Source organism: Agromyces humatus, assembly GCF_021228295.1.
Classification (GTDB): Bacteria; Actinomycetota; Actinomycetes; order Actinomycetales; family Microbacteriaceae; genus Agromyces; species Agromyces humatus.
In genome coordinates, this window is sequence record NZ_JAJQPD010000007.1 from 180,101 (window position 1) to 202,988 (window position 22,888).

Sequence of the window (22,888 nt, forward strand, 5' to 3'; positions counted from 1 at the left end):
ACACGCCGAACACCGCCCCTGACGGGCGGTCGTACATCGGGCCGGTTACCCGGCTGCCTGGCACTCGGGGCACTGGCCCCAGAACGTGACCTCGGCGGTGTGCAGCACGTAGCCGTTGGTGGCAGACGGCGCCAGGCACGGCGGCTCGCCGACGACGCAGTCGACATCGGTCACCTTGCCGCATGACGAGCACACCAGGTGGTGGTGGTTGTCGCCGACGCGGATCTCGTAGAGCGCCGGCGAGCCCGCCGGCTCGATGCGACGCAGCAGCTCGGCGCCGCTGAGGGCACCGAGCACGCCGTAGATCGCCTGAGGCGATGTGGTCGGCAGCGAGCGCGACACGCGCCGGAAGACGTCATCGGCGCCGAGGTGCTCACCGGGCGCGAACGCGTCGAGCACCGCGAGCCGCGGCTCGGTGACCTTGAGCCCGGCGGCGCGCAGGCGGGCGGATGCCTCGTCGCGAACGGTCGGGATCGAGGAGGTCATGACTCCACCCTAGCCGGGTTGTTTTGAATAAATCAAAACACCGAGGATGCCTCGGGCACGGTCGATCCGTTCCGTCGCGGAGCGCGATCCACTGTCGGATGAGGCGCTGGAGCGCGTCGGCTCGTACTCAGCGGTGCTCGGGGTTCGACACGAACCCGTAGCGCTCGCCGTCGTTCCACGCGGCCCGCGAGTTGCCGATCGCAGGGAACCCGCCGGCGTCCTTCAGCAGCCGTGCGACGTTCAGCAGGTTGTAGGTCATGAACGTCGTGTTGCGGTTGGTGAACTCGTTCTCGGGTCCGCCCGATCCGGGGTCGAGGTAGCTCGGCCCCGGCCCGACCTCGCCGATCCATCCGGCGTCGGCGCCAGGCGGGATCGTGTACCCGATGTGCTGCAGGCTGTAGAGGATCGACATCGCGCAGTGCTTCACGCCGTCTTCGTTTCCGGTGATGAGCGCGCCGCCGGTCTTTCCGTAGTACACGTACTGGCCCTGCTCGTTGAGCATGCCGCTCATGGCATACAACCGTTCGATGAGCTTTCGGGTGATCGAGCCGTTGTCGCCCAGCCAGATCGGCCCGCCGATGACGAGGATGTCGGCTGCCTCGACGAGCGGCCAGATCTCATCGGGCCACGCGTCGGCGGGCCATCCGTGCGCTCGCATGTCGGGATAGACCCCGGTGGCGACATCGTGGTCGACGAATCTGATCGAGTCGACGCTCACCCCGTTGGCCCGCATGAGGGCGATGCTCGCGTCCATGAGGCCCTGGGTGTTGCTGGGCTCGGGACTTCGCTTGAGCGTGCAGTTGATGAACAGGGCACTCAGGTCGTCGAACTCCGGCGTCGTTGCCATGACGCCGATGCTACTCGTGACGTTCCTCGACATCGAGCGATCCATCGTTCGTTCGATGCCGGCGCCCAGCGCGGCCTGAGAGCATGGAAGCATCCCGAACTCTGGAGCACCCGTGACCGTCGTGACCCCTGTCGCCACCCCCGTGACCCCCAAGCGCCTCTATCGCGGCCTCGCCTTCGCCGAGGCCGTGACGTGGACCATCCTCATCACCGCGATGATCCTGAAGTACGCCGCGGGCGTCGAGTGGGCGGTGCTCGTGGGTGGTTCGATCCACGGGTTCGTGTTCCTCGCCTACGGGTTCTCGGCGGTACTCGTGGGCGTCAACCAGCGCTGGAACCTCGGCCGCATCGCGTTCGCGGTGCTCACGGCGATCGTGCCCTACGCGACCGTGCCGTTCGAGGCGTGGCTCGTGAAGCAGGGGCACCTCGACGGCGAGTGGCGCCTCGAGTCCGGCGATCACCCCGACGACGACAGCTGGGTGAATCGGATGCTCCGTTGGTTCCTCGCTCGTCCGATCCTGTTGACCGTGGTCGCGGTCGTCGGCATCGCCACCGTGTTCTCGGCGCTGCTCGTCATCGGACCGCCCAAGGTGGGTTGACGAGCGAAGCGTCTCCCCGAGGTGGGTTGAGGAGCGAAGCGTCTCCCCGAGGTGGGTTGAGGAGCGAAGCGTCTCCCCGAGGTGGGTTGAGGAGCGAAGCGTCTCGAAACCTCGCACCGGGTTTCGAGACGGTCGCTTCGCTCCCTCCTCAACCCACGAGGCTTCAACGGTGCACGCGGTTGACGAGCGCCGTCCATACCAGCGCGATCGTCGAGCACGCGAGCAGTGAAACGAACACCCACGGCAGCCCGCCGAGTCCGATGACGCCGTAGAGCACGGCGCCGAGCAGCGCCCCGCCGCCGATGCCGACGTTGAACGCCGTCGTGTAGAACGACGCCGCGGCATCGCGGATGCGCGCCGACGCCGAGTGCAGCAGCCGGGTGTTGAGCAGCGGCGGCAACGCGCCGAACGCGGTGCCCCAGAGCAGGAAGGCCGCGACCCCGACGAGCGGCACCTGCGGGAACAGCGCGAGCAGCGCGACGCCGAGCCCCGTCGAGACGAGTGCGACCGCCAGGCCGATCGTCGGGCGGCGTCCGAGTACGGTGCCGGCGAGCACGAGGCCGAGGGCGCCCGCGATGCCGTAGGCCAGCAGCATGGGGCTGATCGCGCTCGCCGGCATCGCCATGACATCGGTGATGAACGGGGCCACGTACGTGTAGAAGGTGTACGCGCCCACCATCGTGACCGACGTGATGAGGCACACGACGATGACCGAGACGAAGGTCGGGTCGGAGCGCAGGCGCAGCGGCGGGGCATCCGCTTCACCGGCGTGATGCCGCACCGGCGGCAGGAACCGCTGCACCAGCACCGCACCCAGCAGCGTGAGCACGCCGATGCCGACGAAGGCGAGGCGCCAGCCGAAGGCCTGGCCGAGTGCGGTGCCGAGCGGCACGCCGAGCACGAACGCGAGCGAGCCTCCCGCGACGCTGATCGAGACGGCCCGGGCGAGCTGCTCTTTGGGCACGAGGTGGCCCGCGTAGGCGCCGACGACCGACCAGAAGAGCCCGTGCGCGGCACCGCCCAGGATGCGGGTCGCGACCACCGTGGGGTAGTTCGGTGCGATCGCGGTGAGCACGCAGCTGACGGCGAGCACCGCCAGGGTGATCACGATGAGGGTGCGGCGCGGCACGCGCTTCGTGAGTGCCGACAAGGGCACGGTCACCACGACGACCGTGGCCGCGAACACAGTCACGAGCAGGCCGATGAGCGGCTCGCCGACGCCGAGCTCGCGGCTCATGTCGGGCAGCAGGCCGGTGGGGATCATCTCGATCGTGACCGAGAGGAACACGGCCGCGGCGAGCACGACCAGGCCGAGCCAGGGGAACGGCGGAGCCTGGGTGGTGCCCTGCGGGGGAATGGGGGTGACGGGAGTTGACGACGTCATGCGATACCTGAGCGGAAAGGCGTCTCCCGCGGGCGCGGCGCGGGCTTCGCGTGGCGCACGACGGCGGGTCGACTGCGCGCCGATGTGCGCGCCCAGGGTCACCGCGAACCGGCGACCACGGGCAAGTCTACCGGGCGACCCCTGCTTCGCGCCCGGGGGCGGCCAAGAGGTACGACCGTCCGACGCGCGTCGCTGCGTCGATATGCTGATCGATCGCCTGCCGTATGTCGCTCGCTGCGCGAGCGCGACGTGCGCCGCCGAGCTGTTCGGAGAGTACGTCGCGCACGAGCGAGTGCGCAAACCGGAAGCACCCGTTGATGGTGCCATCGGCCCATACCGGCTCGACTTCGAGGATGACGCCGGAGTGCCGTGCGATGCGCAGGAGGCGGCGCTCGAGCCGGTCTGAGGACCATCTCGCTTCACCCGACACGGATGCCGAGAGTCCTGCGTGCACCTCCGTCACTGTGAACTCGAGGCCCGCCACCGCGGCGACCCGCAAGAGCTCGCGGTCCTCAGGGGCGAACCGGTCGATGCTGTACGAGACCACGCGGCGCACACCTGGCGGTATGCCGAGTCGCGCAATCGGGCCGCGAGCGCGAAGCCCGCCGCCGCCGCCGTCGTCGTACAACGCATCTTCGGCGATGAGCCATTCGATGAGCGTCGTCGCGAACAACGGGTTGCCCTCGGTTCTCGTGAACACCTGCGCCGCGAGTCCGGCTGATGCGACCGCCGGTGCGAGGCGGGATGCCAGCACCGCGGCGACTCCGGTCTCGCCGAGGGGCGCCAGTTCGAGATGTCGGCAGGCGCGCCGCGCCAACACACTCCTGAGGACCTCGCCGAGCGGATGCCGGCGGCGCCCGGCGGCATCGGGCCGGTACGTTGCGAGCACCAGCACGCGTGCTGAGGTCGATCGTTGGGCGAGGTAGGAGATCATCTCGATGGTCGAACGATCACCGGCATCGAGGTCTTCGAGCACCAGCACCACGGGAGCAACGGCCGACATCGCGTCGAGGGCGTCGGCGGCCTCACGCTGCAGACGTCCGGCCGATCGGCCGATCGCCTGGCGACGCACCCGATCGACGGCTGCCGGGTCGACGACTCCGGGCAGCTGCGCCAGCCAATCGGGCGCGACCTCCGACAGGATCCCGCGGAACCGTGCTCCGTTCGGTCCTCGGCACAGAGCACCCATCGCATCGAGGAGCGGCAGGTACGGCTCCGTGCTGTGGAGGTCGACGCAACGCGCTTCGCCGAGCACGGCGAGTCCGGTGCCGCGGAATCGTGCCAGGAAGGCCTGCACGAGCGTCGTCTTGCCCGCTCCGACCTCACCCGCGATGAACCCGACCGTGCGGACGCCCGAACTCGCCGAATGCCACCACCCATCGAGCTCCGCCAACTCGGACTGTCGTACGACCGGCGACCGTGCATCGCCGGGCGCGGACTCGCGCATCGTCGCCACCGGCGCGATGAAGCGGTAGCCGCGGCGGTACACCGTTGCGATGAAGTGCGCGATCTTCGGCTGCTCGTGCAGCGCCCGACGCAGTTCCGCGACGCACACCGTGAGGGACTCATCGCCCGCCATCCCACCCCATACCCGGTCGAGGAGGTCGGTCTTCGCCACGACCTCGCCGGCGTGCGCGACCAGCACTGCGAGCACGCCCGCGGTCTTCGGCCGAAGGTGCACCTCGACGCCGTCGCGGATCAGCGCCCCACTCGCCGGCTCGAATCGGAACTCGCCGAACGAGTACGCCGGCGACGCCATGAATGGCGCGACCTCGATCGAGTGCCCGACCATGCGCCATCCGTTCGCCGGCTTGCGTCAGCCTCGCAAAGCCACGCATCCGCGAGGTCGTCCGTTCGAAGGCTAGTTGAAAGACATCGTCGAGACACGACACCAGTTGTGGGGTCGGCTCGCCTCGAATGTTCGTCGTGTGGTGGGTGCGATGCTTGCGGTCGCCGCGGCTCAGCTTCCGGTCGTATTCGTTCCCGCCGACTGGGTGCCGTTCTTCGACGGGGGCGTCGGCAGAGGCTTCTTGGCCTGGCCGCTCGACTGCGCCTTGGTCGGCGTCGGCGGCAGCGGCTTGGGCGAGGTCGACGACTGCGCGGTTCCTCCGACACCGCCTGAGCTGCTTGCCGCGCTCGAACTCTGACTGCTGTTCACCGCCGGCGTTCCGCCCGACGTCGCGTTGCCGGTGCCGGCGCCGGTGCCGGTGCCGGTGCCGGTCTGCGTGCTCGCCGCTGTTGTGCCGCCGAACTTGGCGCGTTTGCCGTACGGCGCACCGAGCTTCACGGTGCCCTCACCCAAGTCGATGTCGATGAGGGGGTTGGGATCGAACATCTCGGCGGTGTCCTGCCACTTCTTCGCGGCAGCCCGGTCCATGCCCACGCCGAGTTTCACGAACGCCCGCGGCAGGTGGTTGGCCTTGCCTGCATCCATCGCCTGCCCCATCGCCCCGAGCGCCGCGAAGCCCGACATCTGCTTCGCCGCGTCGCTCCTGTCCCAGGCCGCGCGCACGATGTCGTTCGCCTTCGCGATCGTGAACAGAGCGCCGCTCGGGTCGGTGTACCTGATCGCGTTCGATCCGGCGTAGGCGTACGAAGCCTGCAACTCGGGCGATCCGAGAAGGCTGAACGGATCGCTCAGCGCCGGATCGACGGTCAGGAACAGCTCGCGCCGCGCGTCGTACCAGCGCTCGCCGAAGTCCATCAGACTGCGCCGCTCGTCGGTGTAGGCACCGGCGTACTGGTACGCCGTGCGGTACACCGTCGAGTGCTCGTCGATCCACACCTCCCCGGTCGGGAAGTACTCCTGGTGTTGGAACGTCTGGCCCGTCGCGTCGGTGACCACGTTGGTGCTGCCCTGCAGGTCCTTGTGCAGGAAGTACCGCTGCCCTTCCGCAGTGTAGGGGTCGTCGCCCGGATCGCGCTGCTGGGCGATCAGCTCGTCGTCGACCCAGATCTGCTTCGTGAGTTCGTTGCCGTTGCGCACCGTGACCCACGGGTTGATGAACGCCGTCTCGCCGTTCGGGCCACGTTCGATGACCCTGCGGCCCTCGTCGTCGTAGGCGTACTCGGTCGTCTCGCCGTACTCGTCGACGAGCACCATGTGACCCGCCCAGTCCCAGGTGATCTCGCGCGCGATCTTCGCCTTCTTGCCGGTGCCGCTGACGATCTGCGTCAGCTCGCCGTCGGCGTCGTAGTGGAACGTGTCCTGCCCCTGGGTGCTCACCTGGTGCGGGCCGTCGGCCTGGTACGTGCGGTCGAACGAGTACGAGGTGGCGGACTGCACCTTCTTGCCGAGCTTGTCGACCTGCGCCTTGCTCGCGACGTTCCCGGCGTCGTCGAAGCCGAGGTCGAATGCGAAGGTGCGGGTGTCCTTCCAGACCTGCGCCGTGCCGGCGGCGTGCGCGAGCCGGTCGTAGGGGTCGTAGTCGTAGGTCATCGAGACGGGGCTGCCGAACAGGTTCGGCACGGTCGACGGCACGTTGTTCGAGTACGTCTTCGGGTTGCCGACCTTGTCGTAGGTGTACGCCTGGTCCTGCACCTCGCCGTATTGGGCCGGGTTGCCCTTGAGCGCTCGGTTCGCCGAGACGGTTCGCACGTTCTCCATCCACCGGGTGAGCTCGTCGTAACTCCAGGTCGTCGTCGCGCCGTTGCCGTAGTCGATCGCCGCGGGCACGAGGAACTCGTCGTAGCGGCGATCGTTCACGTAGTCGTAGTGCCAGGTCGTCGGCTCGTCGGTGAAGGTCGGGTTGCCGTCGGCATCGAGCACGGGGTTGCCGTCGGCATCGAGCACCGGCACTTTCACGAGCCCTGCCTCGTCGCCCACCACCGACTTCGTGAGGCCGCCCGCGTCGTAGTCGTAGGTGAGCACCTCGCCGTCGGGATAGGTCATGGTCTCGACCCGGCTGAGCCCGTCGTAGATCCACTCGGTGGTCCACTGGAACCTCGGGTCGCCCGGCTTCCAGTTGTGCAGCTTGATCTCGCTGAGCTGGCTCGTCGTGTTGCCGAGCGCGTCGTACCCCAGCGTGACCACGCGCGCAGCGTCGTCGATCTGCACGATGCGGCCGGCGCCGTTGTCAGGCGCGCCCGCGGAGCCGTACGTGTAGGTCACGTCGGGGGTGTCCTCGGGGTAGACGATCTTCACGAGATTCTGCAGCTCGTAGTGGTAGGTGGTCTCGACGCCCTCCTCGCGCAGCGTGCCCGAGACCTCCCTGATCACCTTGCCCTCGGCGTCGTACCACGTCTCGACGAGGCCGCCGTCGGGGGTGTCGGTGCTCAACTTGTTGCCGACCCCGTCGTACGTGTGGGTGGTCTCGTTGCCGGCGACGTCGACGACCCGCAGCAGCTGGCCGAGCGGGTCGTACCGGTACACCGCCGTCTTGGCGGCGAGGAGGTCGGCGGGGTCGGGCGTCGCCGGGTTCAGCGGCTGGTCGTCCATCCGCACCTCGTTGCCGCGGATGTCGGTGAACGTCGTCGTCACGCGCCCACGCGGGTCGGTGCTGACGGCTTTCATGACGGATGCCGCGTGGCCGGCGACCTCGGCCGCGCCGAACCCGTACGTGGTCGTCGTGGTGCGCGCGCCGGGTTCGGTCTGTCGGGTCTCCTGGTCGAGCAGGGTGTACTCGCGGACCGTCTTCGTCGAGGCATCCGAGGTCGCGGTCTCGTAGGCGGTCTGCGCGACCGTGTCGAACGTCGGCCGGTAGGTCTCGATCTCATGGCCGAACACGTCGTAGACCACCGCGCCGCTGACCACCCGGCCGTCGGCCGGCACGCCCTCGGCGTTCACGACCCGCGCGTCGCGCTTCTGCTGGGTTACGCGCGCGATGCCGTCGGCGAACTGCACCGTCTCGATCGGGTCGGCGTTGAAGCGGTCGGCGTGCCGGGCGATCGCGTAGCCGTACGCCGGGTCGCTCGGGTGGTACTCGAACGTCACGGCATCGGCCTGCAACGGGTTGTTGATCGACGCGAGCCTTCCGAGGTCGTCGTAGGTGTACGACGTCGTGTTGTCGTTCGCATCGGTGCGGCTCGCGACCTCGCCAGAGGCCCAGTCGAACGTCGCCGTCGAGGTCAGGCCGGTGCGCAGCGGCACCGGGTCGGTGTCGGCCTCGTAGTCGAGGAAGACGTCGACCTCGTCCTGGCTGTCGAAGTCGTACTCCGTCACCTTCGCGATGTTCGCGTGGCCGACGTCCAGGTCGTAGACGTACTCGACCGCGTAACGCACGCCGCCCTCGCCCTCGGGGTACACGATGCGGTTGTAGCTGCCCCACGCGTCGTACTGCAACTCGGTCACGGCGACCTCGGCATCGCTGATGCGTTCTTCGAGGTGGGTCACCGACTGGTTGTCGCAGACCGCATCGCGGCCGTCGCGGTGCCGCAGCACATCGCCGTCGGCGTCGTACACGGTGATGACGGCCGGCACGCTCACCCACGTCGGGCAGACCTCCGGCGAGAAGATCGGCGAGGCCTGCTCGTCGGTCGGCATCGGGTAGTACGGGGTGTCGCCGAAGCACCCCACACCGGTGTCGTAGTCGCCGTTGCCGTCAAGCTCGACCTCCGACGCCGAGATACGGCAGTCGGAGTAGTCGGTGACCGTGAGCACGTCGTCGGCCGCAGTCTCGAGCTCGCCCCCATCGAGCTGCTCGAGCACGTTGCCGAGGCCGTCGTAGGTGAAACTCACGCTCGTCTCGTTGCCGACCGTCGTGCCGTCGGCCGCGAAGTAGCGCTCCTCGCTGTCGACGACGAGCGGCGCGTACGACCAAGTGAGCGACTCGGTGCCGGTCAAGGCGGGGATCGCCGTGTCGACGTCGACGAGGTCGGCCTCGGCGAGCGGGTCGAAGCCGTCGGCCACTCCCTGCACGTCGCGGATGCCCCAGTCGAGCGTCGCCGCCCGCAGCTTCTTGCCGGTCAGCGCATCGCTCACGACCATCGAGGTCTGCAGTCCGGCGACGAACACGTCGTCGTTGAGGTACTCGGCCTCGGTCGTGCGCTTCGCGATGCCCTGCTCGTCGAGCTCCTGCTCGGTGACCTTGCCGAATCCCAATGACTGGCGGAACAACCGGTCGAACCGCAGGTCGTCGTACGAGAACGTCGAGGTCGAGACATCCGCACCGTCGCCCGGTCGGCCGTCGTCGACGGCGACGTGGCTGAGGGCCCACGTCGAGCCGGGATGCGCGACCGTGTTGCCATACCGCTCGTAGTCGAGGCTCACGGTGCCGCCGAGCGGGTTCTCGACCGAAGCGAGCAGGTTGGTGCGCCCCGTCGTGTTGCGCTGCACCCGCACCTCGTGGTCGTCGGTCGAGGCGAGCGAGTCGACGAAGCCGTCACCGTCGATGTCCTCGAGCGTGACCTCGGAGAAGCTCACCGAGTTCTGGTAGGAGGCGCCCGGGTTGATGACGAGATAGCACGCGACGAGGCACAGCGGGCCGGCGTACACGGTGAAGTCGACGCCGCCGCCCATGCCCTGCGACCGGTCGTACGAGACCTGCGGCGCGGCGCCGAGGTCGGCGACGCCGACGCCGGCGGCACGGGCGAAGTCGCCGAAGTCGACGGCGGGCGCGAGGCCCGAACCGGTGCCGAATTCGACGGTGGGCTGCTCGCCGGCCGACGGCTTGTGCAGGCGGTCGGGGATGCCGTCGCCGTTCACGTCGACCCATGCGAACCTGGCCATGTCGTAGTTCCAGTTGAACGAGAGGCCGCCTGAGAACTCGCCCCACGGGGTGGCGAAACCGGCCGACGCGTGGGCGCCGATCGACTCCTGCGCGTTGAAGCCGCCGGTCGCGAGCGGCAGCACCGCGTCGGCGAACGAATAGCCGAGATTGTAGCGCACGAAGACGCCGCTCGGGTTCGTGTACACGACGTCGGGCAGGCCGTCGCCGTTGACGTCGGCGAGCTCCTGCGACATCTGCGCCGTGTCGCCGCCGCTCGTCGGGATCTCGGAGAGATCGTCGGGCGGGCCGTAGTCGGCCGAGAGCGGGCCTCCGGAGGGACCGGACTCGTTCGGGTTCGTGAACGACACGTCGAACCCGCCGCCGACGCTCACGCCGAAGCCCGCGCCGAGGCCCGGGTCGCTGTCGGAGGCCTTGCTGCCTTTCGAGGCCGCGTTGCCCTGCGTCGTGTTCGTCTTACCCTTGTTGTTCGCCGCGATGTCGACGAGACCGGCGTCGAGGCCGCCCGATGCGCTCACCGTGAAGTCCTGGTTGACCAGCCCCTTCCTCGGCTCCGCATCCTCGACGGTCTTGTGGAAGATGCCACGCTGGCTCGTGTACTGCACGTTGCCTGGGGTGATGACGTCGGGATAGCCGTCGCCGTTGAGGTCCTCGTAGTCGACGAGGCTCCAGCTCGGGCCGACGCCGACCGAGCCACCGAGCGGGCCGAAGCCGAACGCGAGGGAGAGGCTGGGGCCGGTGACCGAGATGCGGGTCACGCCGCTCTTCGCGGCGCCGTCGTCGACACCGAGCGACACCGTGTCGCTCGACAGGCGCGACGAGCGCATCCGCTCGGCCGACGCGGCGAGGTTGTCGCGCGTGCCGCGCCATTGCGGGGCGTCGATCGGGTTCGCCTCGGCGCCCAGCGCGTCGGGGTCGAGCAGCGGCAGATACGCGTACGCCGGATCGATGTCGGGCTCGGCCTCGCATTCGGTGACCGGGCCGGTGCACAAGTCATCGAAGCCGTCTGCAGGTTCGGCGGCCTGCGCGGCCGCCTCGTCGATCACGAACGCGTCCTCGTCGATGGGCGCGGTCGCCGTGTCGCCGCTCGCCGTGTAGCCGGCGACGCCCCAGCCGCGGTACGCGAGCGGGAAGATGCCCTGCCGGCCCGTCCACGTGCGCACGACTGGGGGAGTCACCTCCTCGGGCACGGTCTCGTCGGTGCGGAGGGTCACCGAGAAGCCGTCGGCCGAGAGGGCGTCGGCGAGCGCCGGCTCGCGCACGCTGAGCTCGAACCAGTACTCCTCGCCGTCGACGAGGCCGAACGAATCGTCGGGTGGGGTCGCGAACGGGTCGATGAGATCGACCGTGGTCTGGTCGGCCGAGGCCAGGAGCGTCACCTGCCGCTTCCAGACGAGGCCGTCGCGGCTCTTGATGCTGAGCACGACGTCGCGGTTCGGCAACTCGTCGGCGATCGGCGAGAGCAGAGCGTGCTCGATCCTCAGCGCGCCGTAGTCCTTCGTCTCGTCGGCCGTCCACGGCGCGAGCACCTCGGCAGTCGAGCGGTTCGGGTACTGCTCGATCTCGGGTGCGAGGTCGACGCGCTTGGTGTCGGTGAGAACGCCGTCGATCTCCTGCTGCACCTCGATCGGGTCGCCGTTCTCGTCGGTCGCCGCGGTGTAGTGGATCGCCGGGTTCCACGAGACCGCGGTGAGGTCGATCGACGAGTCGACGGCGAGGTGCGCGTGCAGCGTGTCGGTCTCTGGCTGGTCGTCGGCGACGTCAGGGTCGGCCGCGACCGGGCCAGACACCGCGGTCTCTGCGGCGAACGCGATGGTGCCGACGAAATCGGCGGGGATCACGCCGTCGCTGATCGTGACGTCGGCCGAGCCGTCGTCGGGAGTACCGATCGCGTCGGGGATCGCCACGGACAGCACGTTCTCGGGGTCGGCGTCGGTGCGATCGACCACGAGCCGCAGGTCGTCGCTCGTCGCCTTCGACTTCACGACGGTCGCGGTGAAGCGCACGGTGCCGTCGTAGGGCATCACGACGCGCGTGTTCGGGCGGCCGGCGAGCGTGAAGTCGTCGGCGATCGAGTAGATCGTCTGCGAGAGGCCGTTGACGTCGAGCGGCACCTCGGTGGTGTCGTCGGGCACCGGGTCGACCGAGCCCTCGTCGACGACGGCGTCGCCCCCGATCGCGGTGTACGTGACGGTCGGCGCCCATGCGACCTCGTCGTGCGCGCCATCGTCGATCGATCCGACGCGGAAGTACACGCGGTCGCCTGCGAGCACCTCGAGCTCGGTCGGCGTGCCGAACGCGACCGACTCATCGTCAGGCGTGGCCGGATCGTCGGCGACGAGGGTGTCGGGGACCTCGGTCGTCTCGTTGAGCTGGATCGCCACGCGTACGCCGTCGTCGCTCGCCGCCGCTTCGGGGGAGTCGAGCTCGGCCGCGCCCTCGATCGAGACGGTGCCGTCGAACGGCGCGATCCAGCGCCTGACCGTGTCGACGGGCGGCGAGGCCGCCTGCAGCCGCTGCTGCAGCGCATCGAGCTCGGTGCTGTCCACCTGCGGCGTCTGGCCGCCGGTCGCCAGCGGCACGGGTGTGCCCGTGCTGCCGGCCTCGAAGCTCGGCACCCCGTTCGACAGCCGGTTGAAGTAGACCGACCCCTCGTGCACGAGGTCGGGCAGTCCGTCGGCGTTGACATCGGTGAAGTACACGTCGCCCCATGCGACCGCACCGCCGACCCCGAACGAGGCCGTCACCACGATGTGCGCCTCGACCGCAACCTGGAGCTGGAACTCGTGGTCTCGCGAGAGTCCCTTGTCGGTGAGGGTCGTGAGCGGCACCGGATCACTGAAGTCCGGCGCGCCGTCGGGCCCTCCCAGATTCAACCGGTACCAGACCTCGTGCGTGTCGCCGTTCTCATCCTTCTTGACAGCAGACTTGAACACCTTGTCGGGCAGCCCGTCGCCGTTGAGATCGATGAACTCCTCGATGCCGTCGGTCTGGCCGCCGCCGACCTGGATCGACGCCCCGAAGGAGCCGACCTTCTGCGGGATCGCCGGGTTGAAGCCGATGTAGACGTGGCCCTCGCCGGAGTTCGACTCGGAGCCGCCGAGGGCGCCCGCCGTGACGTTCTCGTCGAGGAAGGCGCGGTCGCCGAGGTCGTCGTTCGCACCGGTCTCGCCCGTGCTCCACGTCGGGTCGGTCGCGAACCCGGTGTAGCCGGCCTGCGAGTACCCGACGTCGTTGAAGTACTCGAACGTGTGGGTGACGGCGGCGGGCGTGCCTGCGCCCTGCGTCACGGTCGACAGCAGCGTCTTGCCGAACGGCCCGATCGCGTAGCCGAGGTCGTAGCGCGTGGCGAGCTGGTCGTAGTCGCGACCGCCGTCGGCCTGGAGTTCGCCGAACCAGACCTCGACACTTGCGAGCCGCTCGGCGAGCAGGTCGAGATAGCGGCCGGTGCCGTCGAGCGTCGAGTCCGAACGCAGCCGGTACAGCACGCCCGTCGAGGGGTCGGTGCGCTCGGCCTGCCGAATGAAGCGGATCTCGTACGGCGGCTGCTCGTGGTACGCATCGTCGTCGGGGTGGTTCTCATCGGAGACTTCGGCGGCCTCGGTGTAGAAGATGCTCCGCAGGTAGGTGTGGCGGGCGCACAGCGTGTCGCCGTCGTCCTCGCACGAGGCATCCGCGACCCACCCGCCGTCGACCGAGGCGTCGTATCGGTATCGCAGGGTGTCGTAGTCGTACCGGAACATGTTGACGCCCACGTCGCGCTGCGCCGAGAGCAGCCACTTCACGATGTTGCCGTCGTCGTCCTTCACGATCGACTCGGGGTCGAGCGCACCGACGTTCGGGCCTGGCTCCGCGGCACCCTGCGGCCCGCCCATCGGGCCGCCCGCGTCGGGCACGGCGCCATACCAGCGGATGCCGCCCATCTTGTCGCGCACCTCCCACCAGTAGTTCTTCGGGCTGTCACCGTGGCGGATGATCTGCTCGTACTCGGTCTCGACCTGCCGGGTGAAGTCCTGCCGGTCGGCGATGCGGTCCTCCCACGTGTCGCCGAGCGCGTTCGGCACGAGCATGGCGCCGTCGAGCGAGTACGACTCCGACTCCTTGGCGGTGTCGAAGTAGGGCACGCCGTAGCTCGTGTCGACCTCGACGGCGCCGACGCCGAGATCCCAGCCGAGACCCGTCCAGCTCGACTCGGTGGCCGACACGTAGTCGAGCGACAGCTCGGGCGTCATCCCCCGCCCCTGCGGCACGATGAGCGGGTACGACAGCTGGGCGCTGCCGTCGCTGGATGCCTCGGGCGCGTCGATGAGCGCGAGGCCCTCGGTCGGATCGGCGTACTGGAGCCCGTCGAAGCCGCCGTCGCCGAGGTCGTCGGGAGTCAGCAGCGACTCGCGCGCGAGCGGCTCGCCGGGATCGACCGCCGGTGTCGCCAGCTGGGCGGCGACTGCTCCAGCGCCCACCACCAGGGCGAGGGCCGAGGCGATCGCCACGCCCTTCATGATCCGCGTCGAACGCTGCTCAGCCATGACCGCACGCTCCCATCGGTCGGCGGTCACGGGCGCCCGCGAACACCGATGTCGCCGACGATATCGGGGCGACCGAACCGAAGTCCTTACAGAATTCTTCAATCCGCCGAGATGCTTCAATCCGCCGAGACGTCGCACCCACCGCGTCGCGGACCGCCCTTCCTGCGGCATCCGGCACCATGGACCCATGCCCATCCTCAACAAGGACATGTCGGTCTGCATCTCGCTCGCCGGCCGTCCGTCGAACCTCGGCACGCGCTTCCACAACTTCCTCTACGACGAGCTCGGCCTGAACTTCATCTACAAGGCGTTCACGACCGACGACGTCGAGGGCGCGGTGCGGGGCATCCGTGCGCTCGGAATCCGCGGATGCTCCGTCTCGATGCCGTTCAAGGAGGCGGTGATCCCGCTCGTCGACGTGATGGAGGAGTCGGCAGCGGCGATCGAGTCGGTGAACACGATCGTCAACGACGACGGCGTGCTCACGGCGTCGAACACCGACTACGAAGCGATCGCGCAGCTCATCGCCGAGCATTCGCTCGACCCGGCGTCGCGGGTGCTGGTGCGCGGATCGGGCGGCATGGCGAAGGCCGTCGTCGCCGCGTTCCGCGGAGCGGGATTCGACGACCTCACGGTGCTCGCCCGCAATGCGGTCGCCGGGCCGGCGCTCGCGGCGAAGTACGGGTACGCGTGGGTGGCGGCCGAGGGCGCCGCAGCAACGGATGACCCGGCCCTCGGATTCGACATCATCGTGAACGTCACCCCACTCGGCATGAACGGGACCGACGCCGAGGTGCTCTCGTTCTCGCCGTCGTCAGTGGAGCGGGCCTCGGTGGTGTTCGACGTCGTCGCATTCCCCGCGGAGACCCCGCTCGTCGTCGCCGGCCGCGCCGCCGGCAAGCGGGTGATCTCGGGCGCCGAGGTGATCGCGCTGCAGGCGGCGCGGCAGTTCGAGCGGTACACCGGGGTGGCGCTGACGCGAGAACAGGTGGCGCGGGCGTCGGCGTTCTCGCGGGCGGAATGACGCGGGCGCCCGGCCGGGCTGCGAGCGTGCGCCGGCGTTCCAGACCTCGGCCCTTCGAATGTCAGGGGTCTGGTACATCGTGGATCTGCGGGGAGCGCACTCGCGGCGCTTGGGCGAATTCTCGTACTTTTCTTCGAGTCTTGGCCTGAATCTCAGATCTTCACTCGAAACTCTCTTCACTTCGTGTCTGATTCTCGCTAGAATCGAGGCATGTCCTCCGCACCCGCCGCGCTCCATGAGCTGCAGGGCGCGTGCGTCGAGGCCTTTGAGTCATGGGCGGGTGCTCTGCTTCGTGCGTCGACCGACGCAGAGGGCGATGTCTCGGCGATGAGCGACGACGGGCTCGTGCGCGTGACCGAGGCGCTCGCGCGCTTGGGCCGGCGGGTCGAGGCACTGCAGGCGCGCTGCGCGGTCGGGGTGGCAGAACGATCGCGTCGAACTGATCCGAGCGACGACCTGGCACGGCGCCAGGGGTTCTCGTCTCCCGAACGCCTCATCGCGCAGGCGACCGGTGGGCGATACTCCGACGCGGCGCGGCTGGTGGCGGTCGGTGAGGCGACGAGCCGGCGAGCCTCGTTCTCCGGCGAGTCGCTGCCCGCCCGGCATCCGCATATCGCGGCTGCGCTCCAGTCCGGCATCCTCTGCGTCGCGGCAGCCGACCTCATCCGTCGGTTCCTCGACGGCGTGGCACCACGCGCCGCACGCGACGAGCTCGAGGCGGCTGAACAGCTGTTGGTCGATCGCGCCCCGGTCGTCGGCGTCGATGGGCTCCCTCCGCTCGTCAAGCAGCTCGCGGCGCACCTCGACCCCGACGGCGTCAAGCCGCGCGAAGACGAACTGCGTGCGAAGCGCGCACTTGCGATCTGGGAAGACTCGGCAGGCATGATCAACCTGCGCGGCGCACTCGATCCTGCGAACGGCGCTCCACTCAAGCTCGCCATCGAGACGCTCGTGGGCGCCGAGCTCCGCCGCGCCCGCGATGCGAAGCGACCGTTCGGCGCGCCCGTCGACGAATGCGACGACGGCGCCGGTTCCGGTTCCGGTTCCGGTTCCGCCGTGCATGATCCGCTGTTCGGTGAAGAGCGAACGATCACCCAGATGAACGCCGACGCCCTCGCCGACATCGCGCGACTCTCGCTGTCGAGCGCCGAGGCGCCCGCCGCCCTGCGCTCGGCGGTCGTGGTCACGCGAATCGACGCCGAGGCGTTCGGGTCGGGCCGTGGCCACGCGACGATCGACGGCATCGATCAGCCGGTCTCGGTCGGCACTGCGTACGAGATTGCCGCATCGTCGGGCATCGCGCCCATGCTCATGCAGAGCTGCGGCGAGGTGCTCGACCTCGGCCGGGCCGCACGGCTGTTCAGCCGGGCCCAGAAGATCGCACTCGTCGAGCGCGACGGTGGCTGCGCGTGGCCCGGGTGCAGACGCCCGCCGTCGCACACCCAGGCTCACCACATCGCGTGGTGGAAGCGAGACCGCGGTGAGAGCAACCTCGACAACGGCATCATGCTCTGCAGTCATCATCACCATCGCGTCCACGACGACGGGTGGGGCATCGTGATCCGCGAGCGACGCAGCTGGTTCATCCCGCCACCGCATCTCGACCCGCATCAGCGGCCAAGACCGGGCAATGTCGCGCCACGGCATCTCGTCGCGCTGCATCTCGGCGATCGCGTCCCTGAACGAGTGGATTCCGCAACGCGGATTTCCGCCTGATCGCGGCAGTGGGCCGTCATGGGGTGTTGGGCACGCAGAGTTGCAAGGAGTTGGGTACGTGGGGTGGGCGTGATGGCAGGCCGCACCATTGTGGCGCCGACCACGCCGGTCGGTGCCGAGCCCGCGACAAGTAGACTGGCACCGTCAGGCATTCGCCCCGCGGCATCCGCCTCGCCGCCGTCTTCTGGAGCTCGCCACTCGTGACCATCGAAACCCCCGCCAACATCGCTGCACCGACGACGCCGGTGCTCGACACCGTCGAGGTCGCGCAGGCCACGCCCGAGAAGGAGCAGCCCTACGCGGCGCTGGGCCTGAAGCCCGACGAGTACGAGCGCATCCGCAACATCCTGGGCCGCCGCCCCACGAGCGCCGAGCTCGCGATGTACTCGGTCATGTGGAGCGAGCACTGCTCGTACAAGTCGTCGAAGATCTACCTGCGCCAGTTCGGCAAGAAGGTCACGCCCGACATGAAGAAGCACCTCATGGTCGGCATGGGCGAGAACGCCGGCGTGCTCGACATCGGCGAGGGTTGGGCCGTCACCTTCAAGATCGAGTCGCACAACCACCCGAGCTACATCGAGCCGTTCCAGGGCGCCGCGACCGGCGTCGGCGGCATCGTGCGCGACATCATCTCGATGGGCGCCCGACCGGTCGCCGTCATGGACGCCCTGCGCTTCGGCGCCATCGACCACCCCGACACCGCGCGCGTCGTGCACGGCGTGGTGAGCGGCATCAGCTTCTACGGCAACTGCCTCGGCCTGCCGAACATCGGCGGCGAGACCTGGTTCGACCCGGTGTACCAGGCGAACCCGCTCGTGAACGCCCTCGCGGTGGGCGTCATGCGCCACGAAGACCTGCACCTCGCCAACGCCAAGGGCGCCGGCAACAAGGTCGTGCTGTTCGGAGCCCGCACGGGCGGCGACGGCATCGGCGGCGCGTCGATCCTCGCGTCCGACACGTTCGCCGAGGGCGGCCCCACCAAGCGCCCCGCCGTGCAGGTCGGCGACCCGTTCGCCGAGAAGGTGCTCATCGAGTGCTGCCTCGAGCTGTTCGCGGGCGACCTCGTCGAGGGCATCCAAGACCTCGGTGCCGCCGGTATCTCGTGCGCCACCTCCGAGCTCGCGAGCAACGGCGACGGCGGCATGTCGATCGTGCTCGACGACGTGCTGCTGCGCGACCCCACGCTCACGCCCGAAGAGATCCTCATGAGCGAGAGCCAAGAGCGCATGATGGCCATCGTGCGCCCCGAGAAGCTCGACGGCTTCCTCGAGGTCGTGAAGAAGTGGGACGTCGAGACGAGCGTGCTCGGCGAGGTCACCGGCACCGGCCGGCTCAGCATCATGTGGCACGGCGAGGAGATCGTGAACGTCGACCCGCGCACCGTCGCCGTCGACGGCCCGGTCTACGAGCGCCCGGTCGCCTACCCGTCGTGGATCGACGCGCTGCAGGCCGACACGGCCGCATCGCTGAAGCGCCCCACGAAGTCCAAGGCGCTGCGCGCGCAGTTCCTGCAGCTCGTCGGCTCGGCCAACCAGGCCGACGCCGCCTGGGTGACCAACCAGTATGACAACTATGTGCTCGGCAACACCGCCCTCAGCTACCCCGACGACGCGGGTATGGTGCGCGTCGACGAGCAGTCTGGTCTCGGCGTCTCGGTCGCGACCGACGCCAACGGCCGATACTCGCAGCTCGACCCGCGCCAGGGTGCGAAGCTCGCCCTCGCCGAGGCCTACCGCAACGTCGCCGTCACCGGCGCGAAGCCCATGGGCGTCAGCGATTGCCTCAACTTCGGGTCGCCCGAGAACCCCGAGGTCATGTGGCAGTTCTCCGAGACGGTCGAGGGCCTCAGTGACGGATGCCTCGAACTCGGCATCCCCGTCACCGGCGGCAACGTGAGCTTCTACAACCAGACCGGCGACGTGCCGATCCACCCGACCCCGGTCATCGCCGTGCTCGGCGTGATCGACGACGTCGCCCGCCGCATCCCCTCGGGCTGGCAGGACGACGGCCACAACATCTACCTGCTCGGCGACACCAAGGCCGAGCTCGACGGCTCGGCGTGGGCCGGCGTCGTGCACGACCACCTCGGCGGACGCCCGCCGGCCGTCGACCTCGCCGGTGAGAAGACGCTCGCCGAACTGCTGGCCGCCGCCGCGATCGAGGGGCTCATCGACTCGGCGCACGACCTCAGTGACGGCGGCCTCGCGATCGCCCTGGCCGAGGCGGTCGGCCGCTTCGGCGTGGGAGCGCGGGTGTTCCTCGGCGAAGTCACCGGCGACGCCGGCATCGATCTCGCGACCGCGCTGTTCTCCGAGTCGACCGGCCGCGTCATCGTCTCGGTGCCGCGCGAAGACGACGTGAAGTTCAGGGGACTCTGCGAGGGCCGTGGCTACCCGGTGCGGCGCATCGGCGTCACCGACGCGGCATCCGGCGCCCTCGAGGTGCAGGACGTGTTCACCGTGACGATCGACGAACTGCGCTCGGTGAACCGCGCGCCGCTCGCCGACGCGTTCGGCCCCGTGCTCGGGCACTGAGCGCCGGTCGAGCAGCGAAGCGTATCGAGACCGTCATGACCGAGAACACCGCGAAGACCGAGCAGACCGAGTACACCGAGGCCTACGCCGCCGATCACGGGCGCTACGCGGTGATCCCCGCCGCCTACGTGCTGCTTCGCCGCGGCGACGAGGTGCTGCTGCAGCTGCGGCGGGGCACGGGCTACTACGACGGCCACTGGGCATGCGGGGCCGCCGGACACGTCGAGCGCGGCGAGACGCTGCTCACCGGCGCCGCCCGCGAGGCCAGCGAAGAACTGGGTGTCGAGGTCGACGAGTCCGACCTCGAGGTGCTCACCGTCATGCACCGCACCGGCGCGACCGGGGCGGCCATCGACGAGCGCATCGACGTCTTCTTCCAGGTGACGCGGTGGCAGGGCGACCCTCACCTCGTCGAAGACAAGGCCGCCGACCTCGGCTGGTTCCCGCTCGACGCGCTGCCCGACCCCGTCGTGCCGCACGAGCTCGCCGTCATCGAGGCGCTCCGCGAGCGTCGCCTCGCCCCGATCACCCCGTTCGGATTCTGAGATGGGCGGCGATCTCGCGTTCTACGGAATGCTCGCAGTCGGGGCACTGGCGCTGTTCGCGCTCATCATCGTGATCGGCATCGTCATGCGCTTCGTCAAGGCGCCGAGCGGCTCACGGCTGCGTCACGCGTTCGGCCCGCTCATGGGCGCCGGCGAGAAGCACCAGGAGCTGAACACCGGCCAGAAGGGCCTGCACGATTCGGTGATCGAGTCGATCCAGGAGCACGAGACGAAGGGCACCAAGCGCGAGACCGGCGGCGGCGCCGAGACCGGCGGGGCCGGCAACGACGAGAAGCGCGGGGCCGGCGAGGGGAACTCCCCCGATGCCGGCAACGACGAGCCGGGCGGCAGCGCACGCTGAACGGCGCGGTGCCGGGTCGCCTCAGGCACCCGCCGGCGGGTGCGCGAGCAGGTCGACGCGATCGGCGAGGTACCGTTCGAGCGGCGTGAGCGCATCGGCCTGCGTCGCGCTCCAGCGTACGAACACCTGGTCGTCGCGAACCACGAGCGGGCCGGATGTCCCGACTCGCGCAAGCTCGGAGAGGTCGATCGGGCTCGCATCGAAGTTCACGGTCCCGCCCTCGGCGATGCCGCCCTTCACCGCGGCGGCACGCAGCGCGCGCTGCTCGGCGACGGCCTCGGCGGTGACGCTCCTGCGTGCGGCTCGCTCGGCGCGCACGACCCGTCCGGTCGTCCAGGCCGAGCCCGCGCCGTCGAGCAGGATCACGCCGAGTCGCCACACCGCCCCGACGGGCGTCATGCGTGCGGCCCGCGGAACGCCGAGCACCCGCCGCTCGGGCACGAGCTCCGCGAGCACCTCGCTGCGGGCTCCCGCCTCGGCGAGCGCGGTCGCCGCGCGGGTCAGGTGTTCTCGGGCGCGATCGACCGCCGCCGCTGCGCCATCGGGCGGTGCCGCGGCATCCGTCATCGCGACCTCCCGATGAGTGCCAGCAGTGCGAGTCCGTATGCCTCGGCGGCATCGGGATGCTCGAACTGCTGTTTCTCGCCGCCGACGTCGATCACGACCTCGAAGGCGTCGTCGAGGCGCCCGAGCGACCGGAACGCGCCGCGCAGCAGCTCGCGCAACTGATCCTCGCGCGGCAGCCACACGGCATCCGCGATCGCGACGGAGTCGAGCGCCCACTCGGTGGTCCCGTTGAAGGCGAGGATCGCGCCGGTCGGCGTCGACAGCGTGTCGATGGTCATGTCGCTCACCGTGAACACGTCGGCCTCAGCCTCGGTCTCGACGTTCGACGGCAGGTCGAGCTGGAACCGGTCGCCCGACTCGGGGTGCCAGACGAGCCCCGAGTCGCGTAGGGCGAGCGCGAGCTCGCGTGTGATCATCGATGCACCCCCGCGTCACGCTACACGACGCGAGGCCGCCGACGACCGTCGGCTCAGGGGTGCGGTCGCCGGCCCGGAGCGACCCCGACGCGCACGTGCCGGCCCGTGGCGGCCTCGGCGAGCGCCGCATCGAGATCGGCGAGGGCGTGGGTGGCGCCGATGAGCTCGTCGAGTGGAAGACCGCGCCACGACCGCTCGAGGAACGCCACGGCGCGCACGAGTTGGTCGGCGGTGTAGTTGTGCACGCCGGTGACCGTGATGAGACGGCGCACGATCGTCTCGGGGTCGACCGGCACCTCAGGGCCGGGCGTCACGCTGCCGAGCAGCACGGCGATGCCGCCGACGCCGAGCGTGCGCACGGCGGTCTGCGCCGCCGACGCCGCACCCGATGCCTCGATCGAGATGAGCACTTCGGGGATGCCGCGGGCCGCCAACGCGTCGATCGCCGTGTCGAGCCGTTCGGGCGAGCTGCCGCGCGCACCCGGGTCGACGGCGATCGCCCCGAGCCGCGCGGCGAACGCCCGTCGCGCGGGATCGGGCTCCGACACGATCACCGTGGCCCCGGCCTCGATCGCGAGCGCGGTCGCACTCAGCCCGATCATGCCGGCACCGGTCACGAGCACGCCCGCACCGTCCAGCCCGACCCTGGTCGATGCCGCGTCGAGGGCAGCCACCGCCGTCGCCGTGGCGCATGACGCGGGCGCCGCGACGAGCGCCGGCAGTTGCTCGGAGACGCGCACGATCGCGGTGCCCGAGCGCACCTGCACGTGCGTGGCGAAGCTGCCCGACAGCTCCCAGCCGCGGTGCACGCGTTCATGGCCGTACTTCGCGAGCGACCGGCACTTCTGGGTGAGGCCGCGACGGCATCGGTCGCACTCGCCGCAGCTCACGGTGACCGACCAGACGACACGGTCGCCGAGCTCGAGCGGCGACCCGTCGGAGCGCACCGCTCGCTCGCCCACCGCGACGACGCGGCCCACCTGCTCGTGTCCGAGCACGAGCGGTGTCGCCGCCGGCTGCGTGCCGCGCACGGTGTTCACGTCGGATCCGCAGATCGTCGCGAGTTCGACCTCGACGAGGGCTTCACCCGGCGAGAGACGCACTCCCGGCGCGGCGAGGGCGTCATGTGGGCGGCCCGGCTCGTTCCAGACCATCGCGACGGGGGAAGGTCGCAGAATGAGGTCGGGTCCGGCGACACGCACGACGGTGTGCATCACCA

The 22,888-nt window shown here is 69.7% G+C and carries 14 protein-coding genes; 6 read left to right on the forward strand and 8 right to left on the reverse strand.

All coding sequences use genetic code 11. The features are described 5' to 3' along the window. Positions 1–45: 45 nt before the first annotated feature. Complete coding sequence (locus tag LSF15_RS13390; protein ID WP_269756441.1) at positions 46–486, reverse strand: Fur family transcriptional regulator; 441 nt, start codon at positions 484–486, stop codon at positions 46–48. Positions 487–613: 127 nt separating this feature from the next. Next, a complete protein-coding gene (locus LSF15_RS13395) occupies positions 614–1,333 on the reverse strand; it encodes a flavodoxin family protein (RefSeq protein WP_232499040.1) in 720 nt (239 codons plus the stop codon). Positions 1,334–1,445: 112 nt separating this feature from the next. Between LSF15_RS13395 and LSF15_RS13400 the strand changes: the two genes are divergently transcribed. Next, the gene (locus LSF15_RS13400) at positions 1,446–1,931 is read left to right on the forward strand and encodes a DUF3817 domain-containing protein (RefSeq protein ID WP_232499041.1); all 486 of its coding nucleotides are present in this window, start codon (positions 1,446–1,448) and stop codon (positions 1,929–1,931) included. Between the two features lie 163 nt (positions 1,932–2,094). Here the strand turns inward: LSF15_RS13400 and LSF15_RS13405 are convergent, their stop codons facing one another. From LSF15_RS13405 to LSF15_RS13415, 3 genes are all read right to left on the reverse strand, one after another. Continuing rightward, positions 2,095–3,315 (reverse strand): MFS transporter, encoded by a 1,221-nt coding sequence (locus LSF15_RS13405; protein ID WP_232499042.1) that lies wholly within the window; start codon positions 3,313–3,315, stop codon positions 2,095–2,097. A gap of 127 nt (positions 3,316–3,442) precedes the next feature. Next, positions 3,443–5,107: an AAA family ATPase gene (locus LSF15_RS13410; RefSeq protein WP_232499043.1), complete on the reverse strand. Its 1,665-nt coding sequence runs from the start codon at positions 5,105–5,107 to the stop codon at positions 3,443–3,445. 168 nt (positions 5,108–5,275) lie between these two features. Further along, positions 5,276–14,506: a toxin TcdB middle/N-terminal domain-containing protein gene (locus LSF15_RS13415; protein WP_232499044.1), complete on the reverse strand. Its 9,231-nt coding sequence runs from the start codon at positions 14,504–14,506 to the stop codon at positions 5,276–5,278. A gap of 187 nt (positions 14,507–14,693) precedes the next feature. Between LSF15_RS13415 and LSF15_RS13420 the strand changes: the two genes are divergently transcribed. From LSF15_RS13420 to LSF15_RS13440, 5 genes are all read left to right on the forward strand, one after another. Further along, a complete protein-coding gene (locus LSF15_RS13420) occupies positions 14,694–15,530 on the forward strand; it encodes a shikimate 5-dehydrogenase (protein ID WP_232499045.1) in 837 nt (278 codons plus the stop codon). Between the two features lie 210 nt (positions 15,531–15,740). Then, positions 15,741–17,246 (forward strand): HNH endonuclease signature motif containing protein, encoded by a 1,506-nt coding sequence (locus tag LSF15_RS13425; RefSeq protein WP_232499046.1) that lies wholly within the window; start codon positions 15,741–15,743, stop codon positions 17,244–17,246. 200 nt (positions 17,247–17,446) lie between these two features. Further along, entirely contained in the window at positions 17,447–19,780 is a 2,334-nt protein-coding gene (gene purL, locus LSF15_RS13430; protein ID WP_232499047.1) for a phosphoribosylformylglycinamidine synthase subunit PurL, read from the forward strand. Between the two features lie 35 nt (positions 19,781–19,815). After that, the gene (locus LSF15_RS13435; protein WP_232499048.1) at positions 19,816–20,325 is read left to right on the forward strand and encodes an NUDIX hydrolase; all 510 of its coding nucleotides are present in this window, start codon (positions 19,816–19,818) and stop codon (positions 20,323–20,325) included. A gap of 1 nt (position 20,326) precedes the next feature. After that, a complete protein-coding gene (locus LSF15_RS13440; protein ID WP_232499049.1) occupies positions 20,327–20,686 on the forward strand; it encodes a hypothetical protein in 360 nt (119 codons plus the stop codon). Between the two features lie 21 nt (positions 20,687–20,707). Here LSF15_RS13440 and LSF15_RS13445 read toward each other — a convergent pair whose 3' ends face one another. From LSF15_RS13445 to LSF15_RS13455, 3 genes are read right to left on the reverse strand one after another with little or no spacing between them, the layout of a single operon-like run. Continuing rightward, positions 20,708–21,253: a hypothetical protein gene (locus tag LSF15_RS13445; RefSeq protein WP_232499050.1), complete on the reverse strand. Its 546-nt coding sequence runs from the start codon at positions 21,251–21,253 to the stop codon at positions 20,708–20,710. After that, the gene (locus LSF15_RS13450; protein ID WP_232499051.1) at positions 21,250–21,669 is read right to left on the reverse strand and encodes a pilus assembly protein CpaE; all 420 of its coding nucleotides are present in this window, start codon (positions 21,667–21,669) and stop codon (positions 21,250–21,252) included. Before LSF15_RS13450 ends, LSF15_RS13445 begins: the two co-directional genes overlap by 4 nt. Before the next feature lie 53 nt (positions 21,670–21,722). Then, positions 21,723–22,883, reverse strand: coding sequence for an alcohol dehydrogenase catalytic domain-containing protein (locus LSF15_RS13455; protein ID WP_232499052.1), 1,161 nt, complete (start codon positions 22,881–22,883; stop codon positions 21,723–21,725). Positions 22,884–22,888 lie beyond the last annotated feature (5 nt).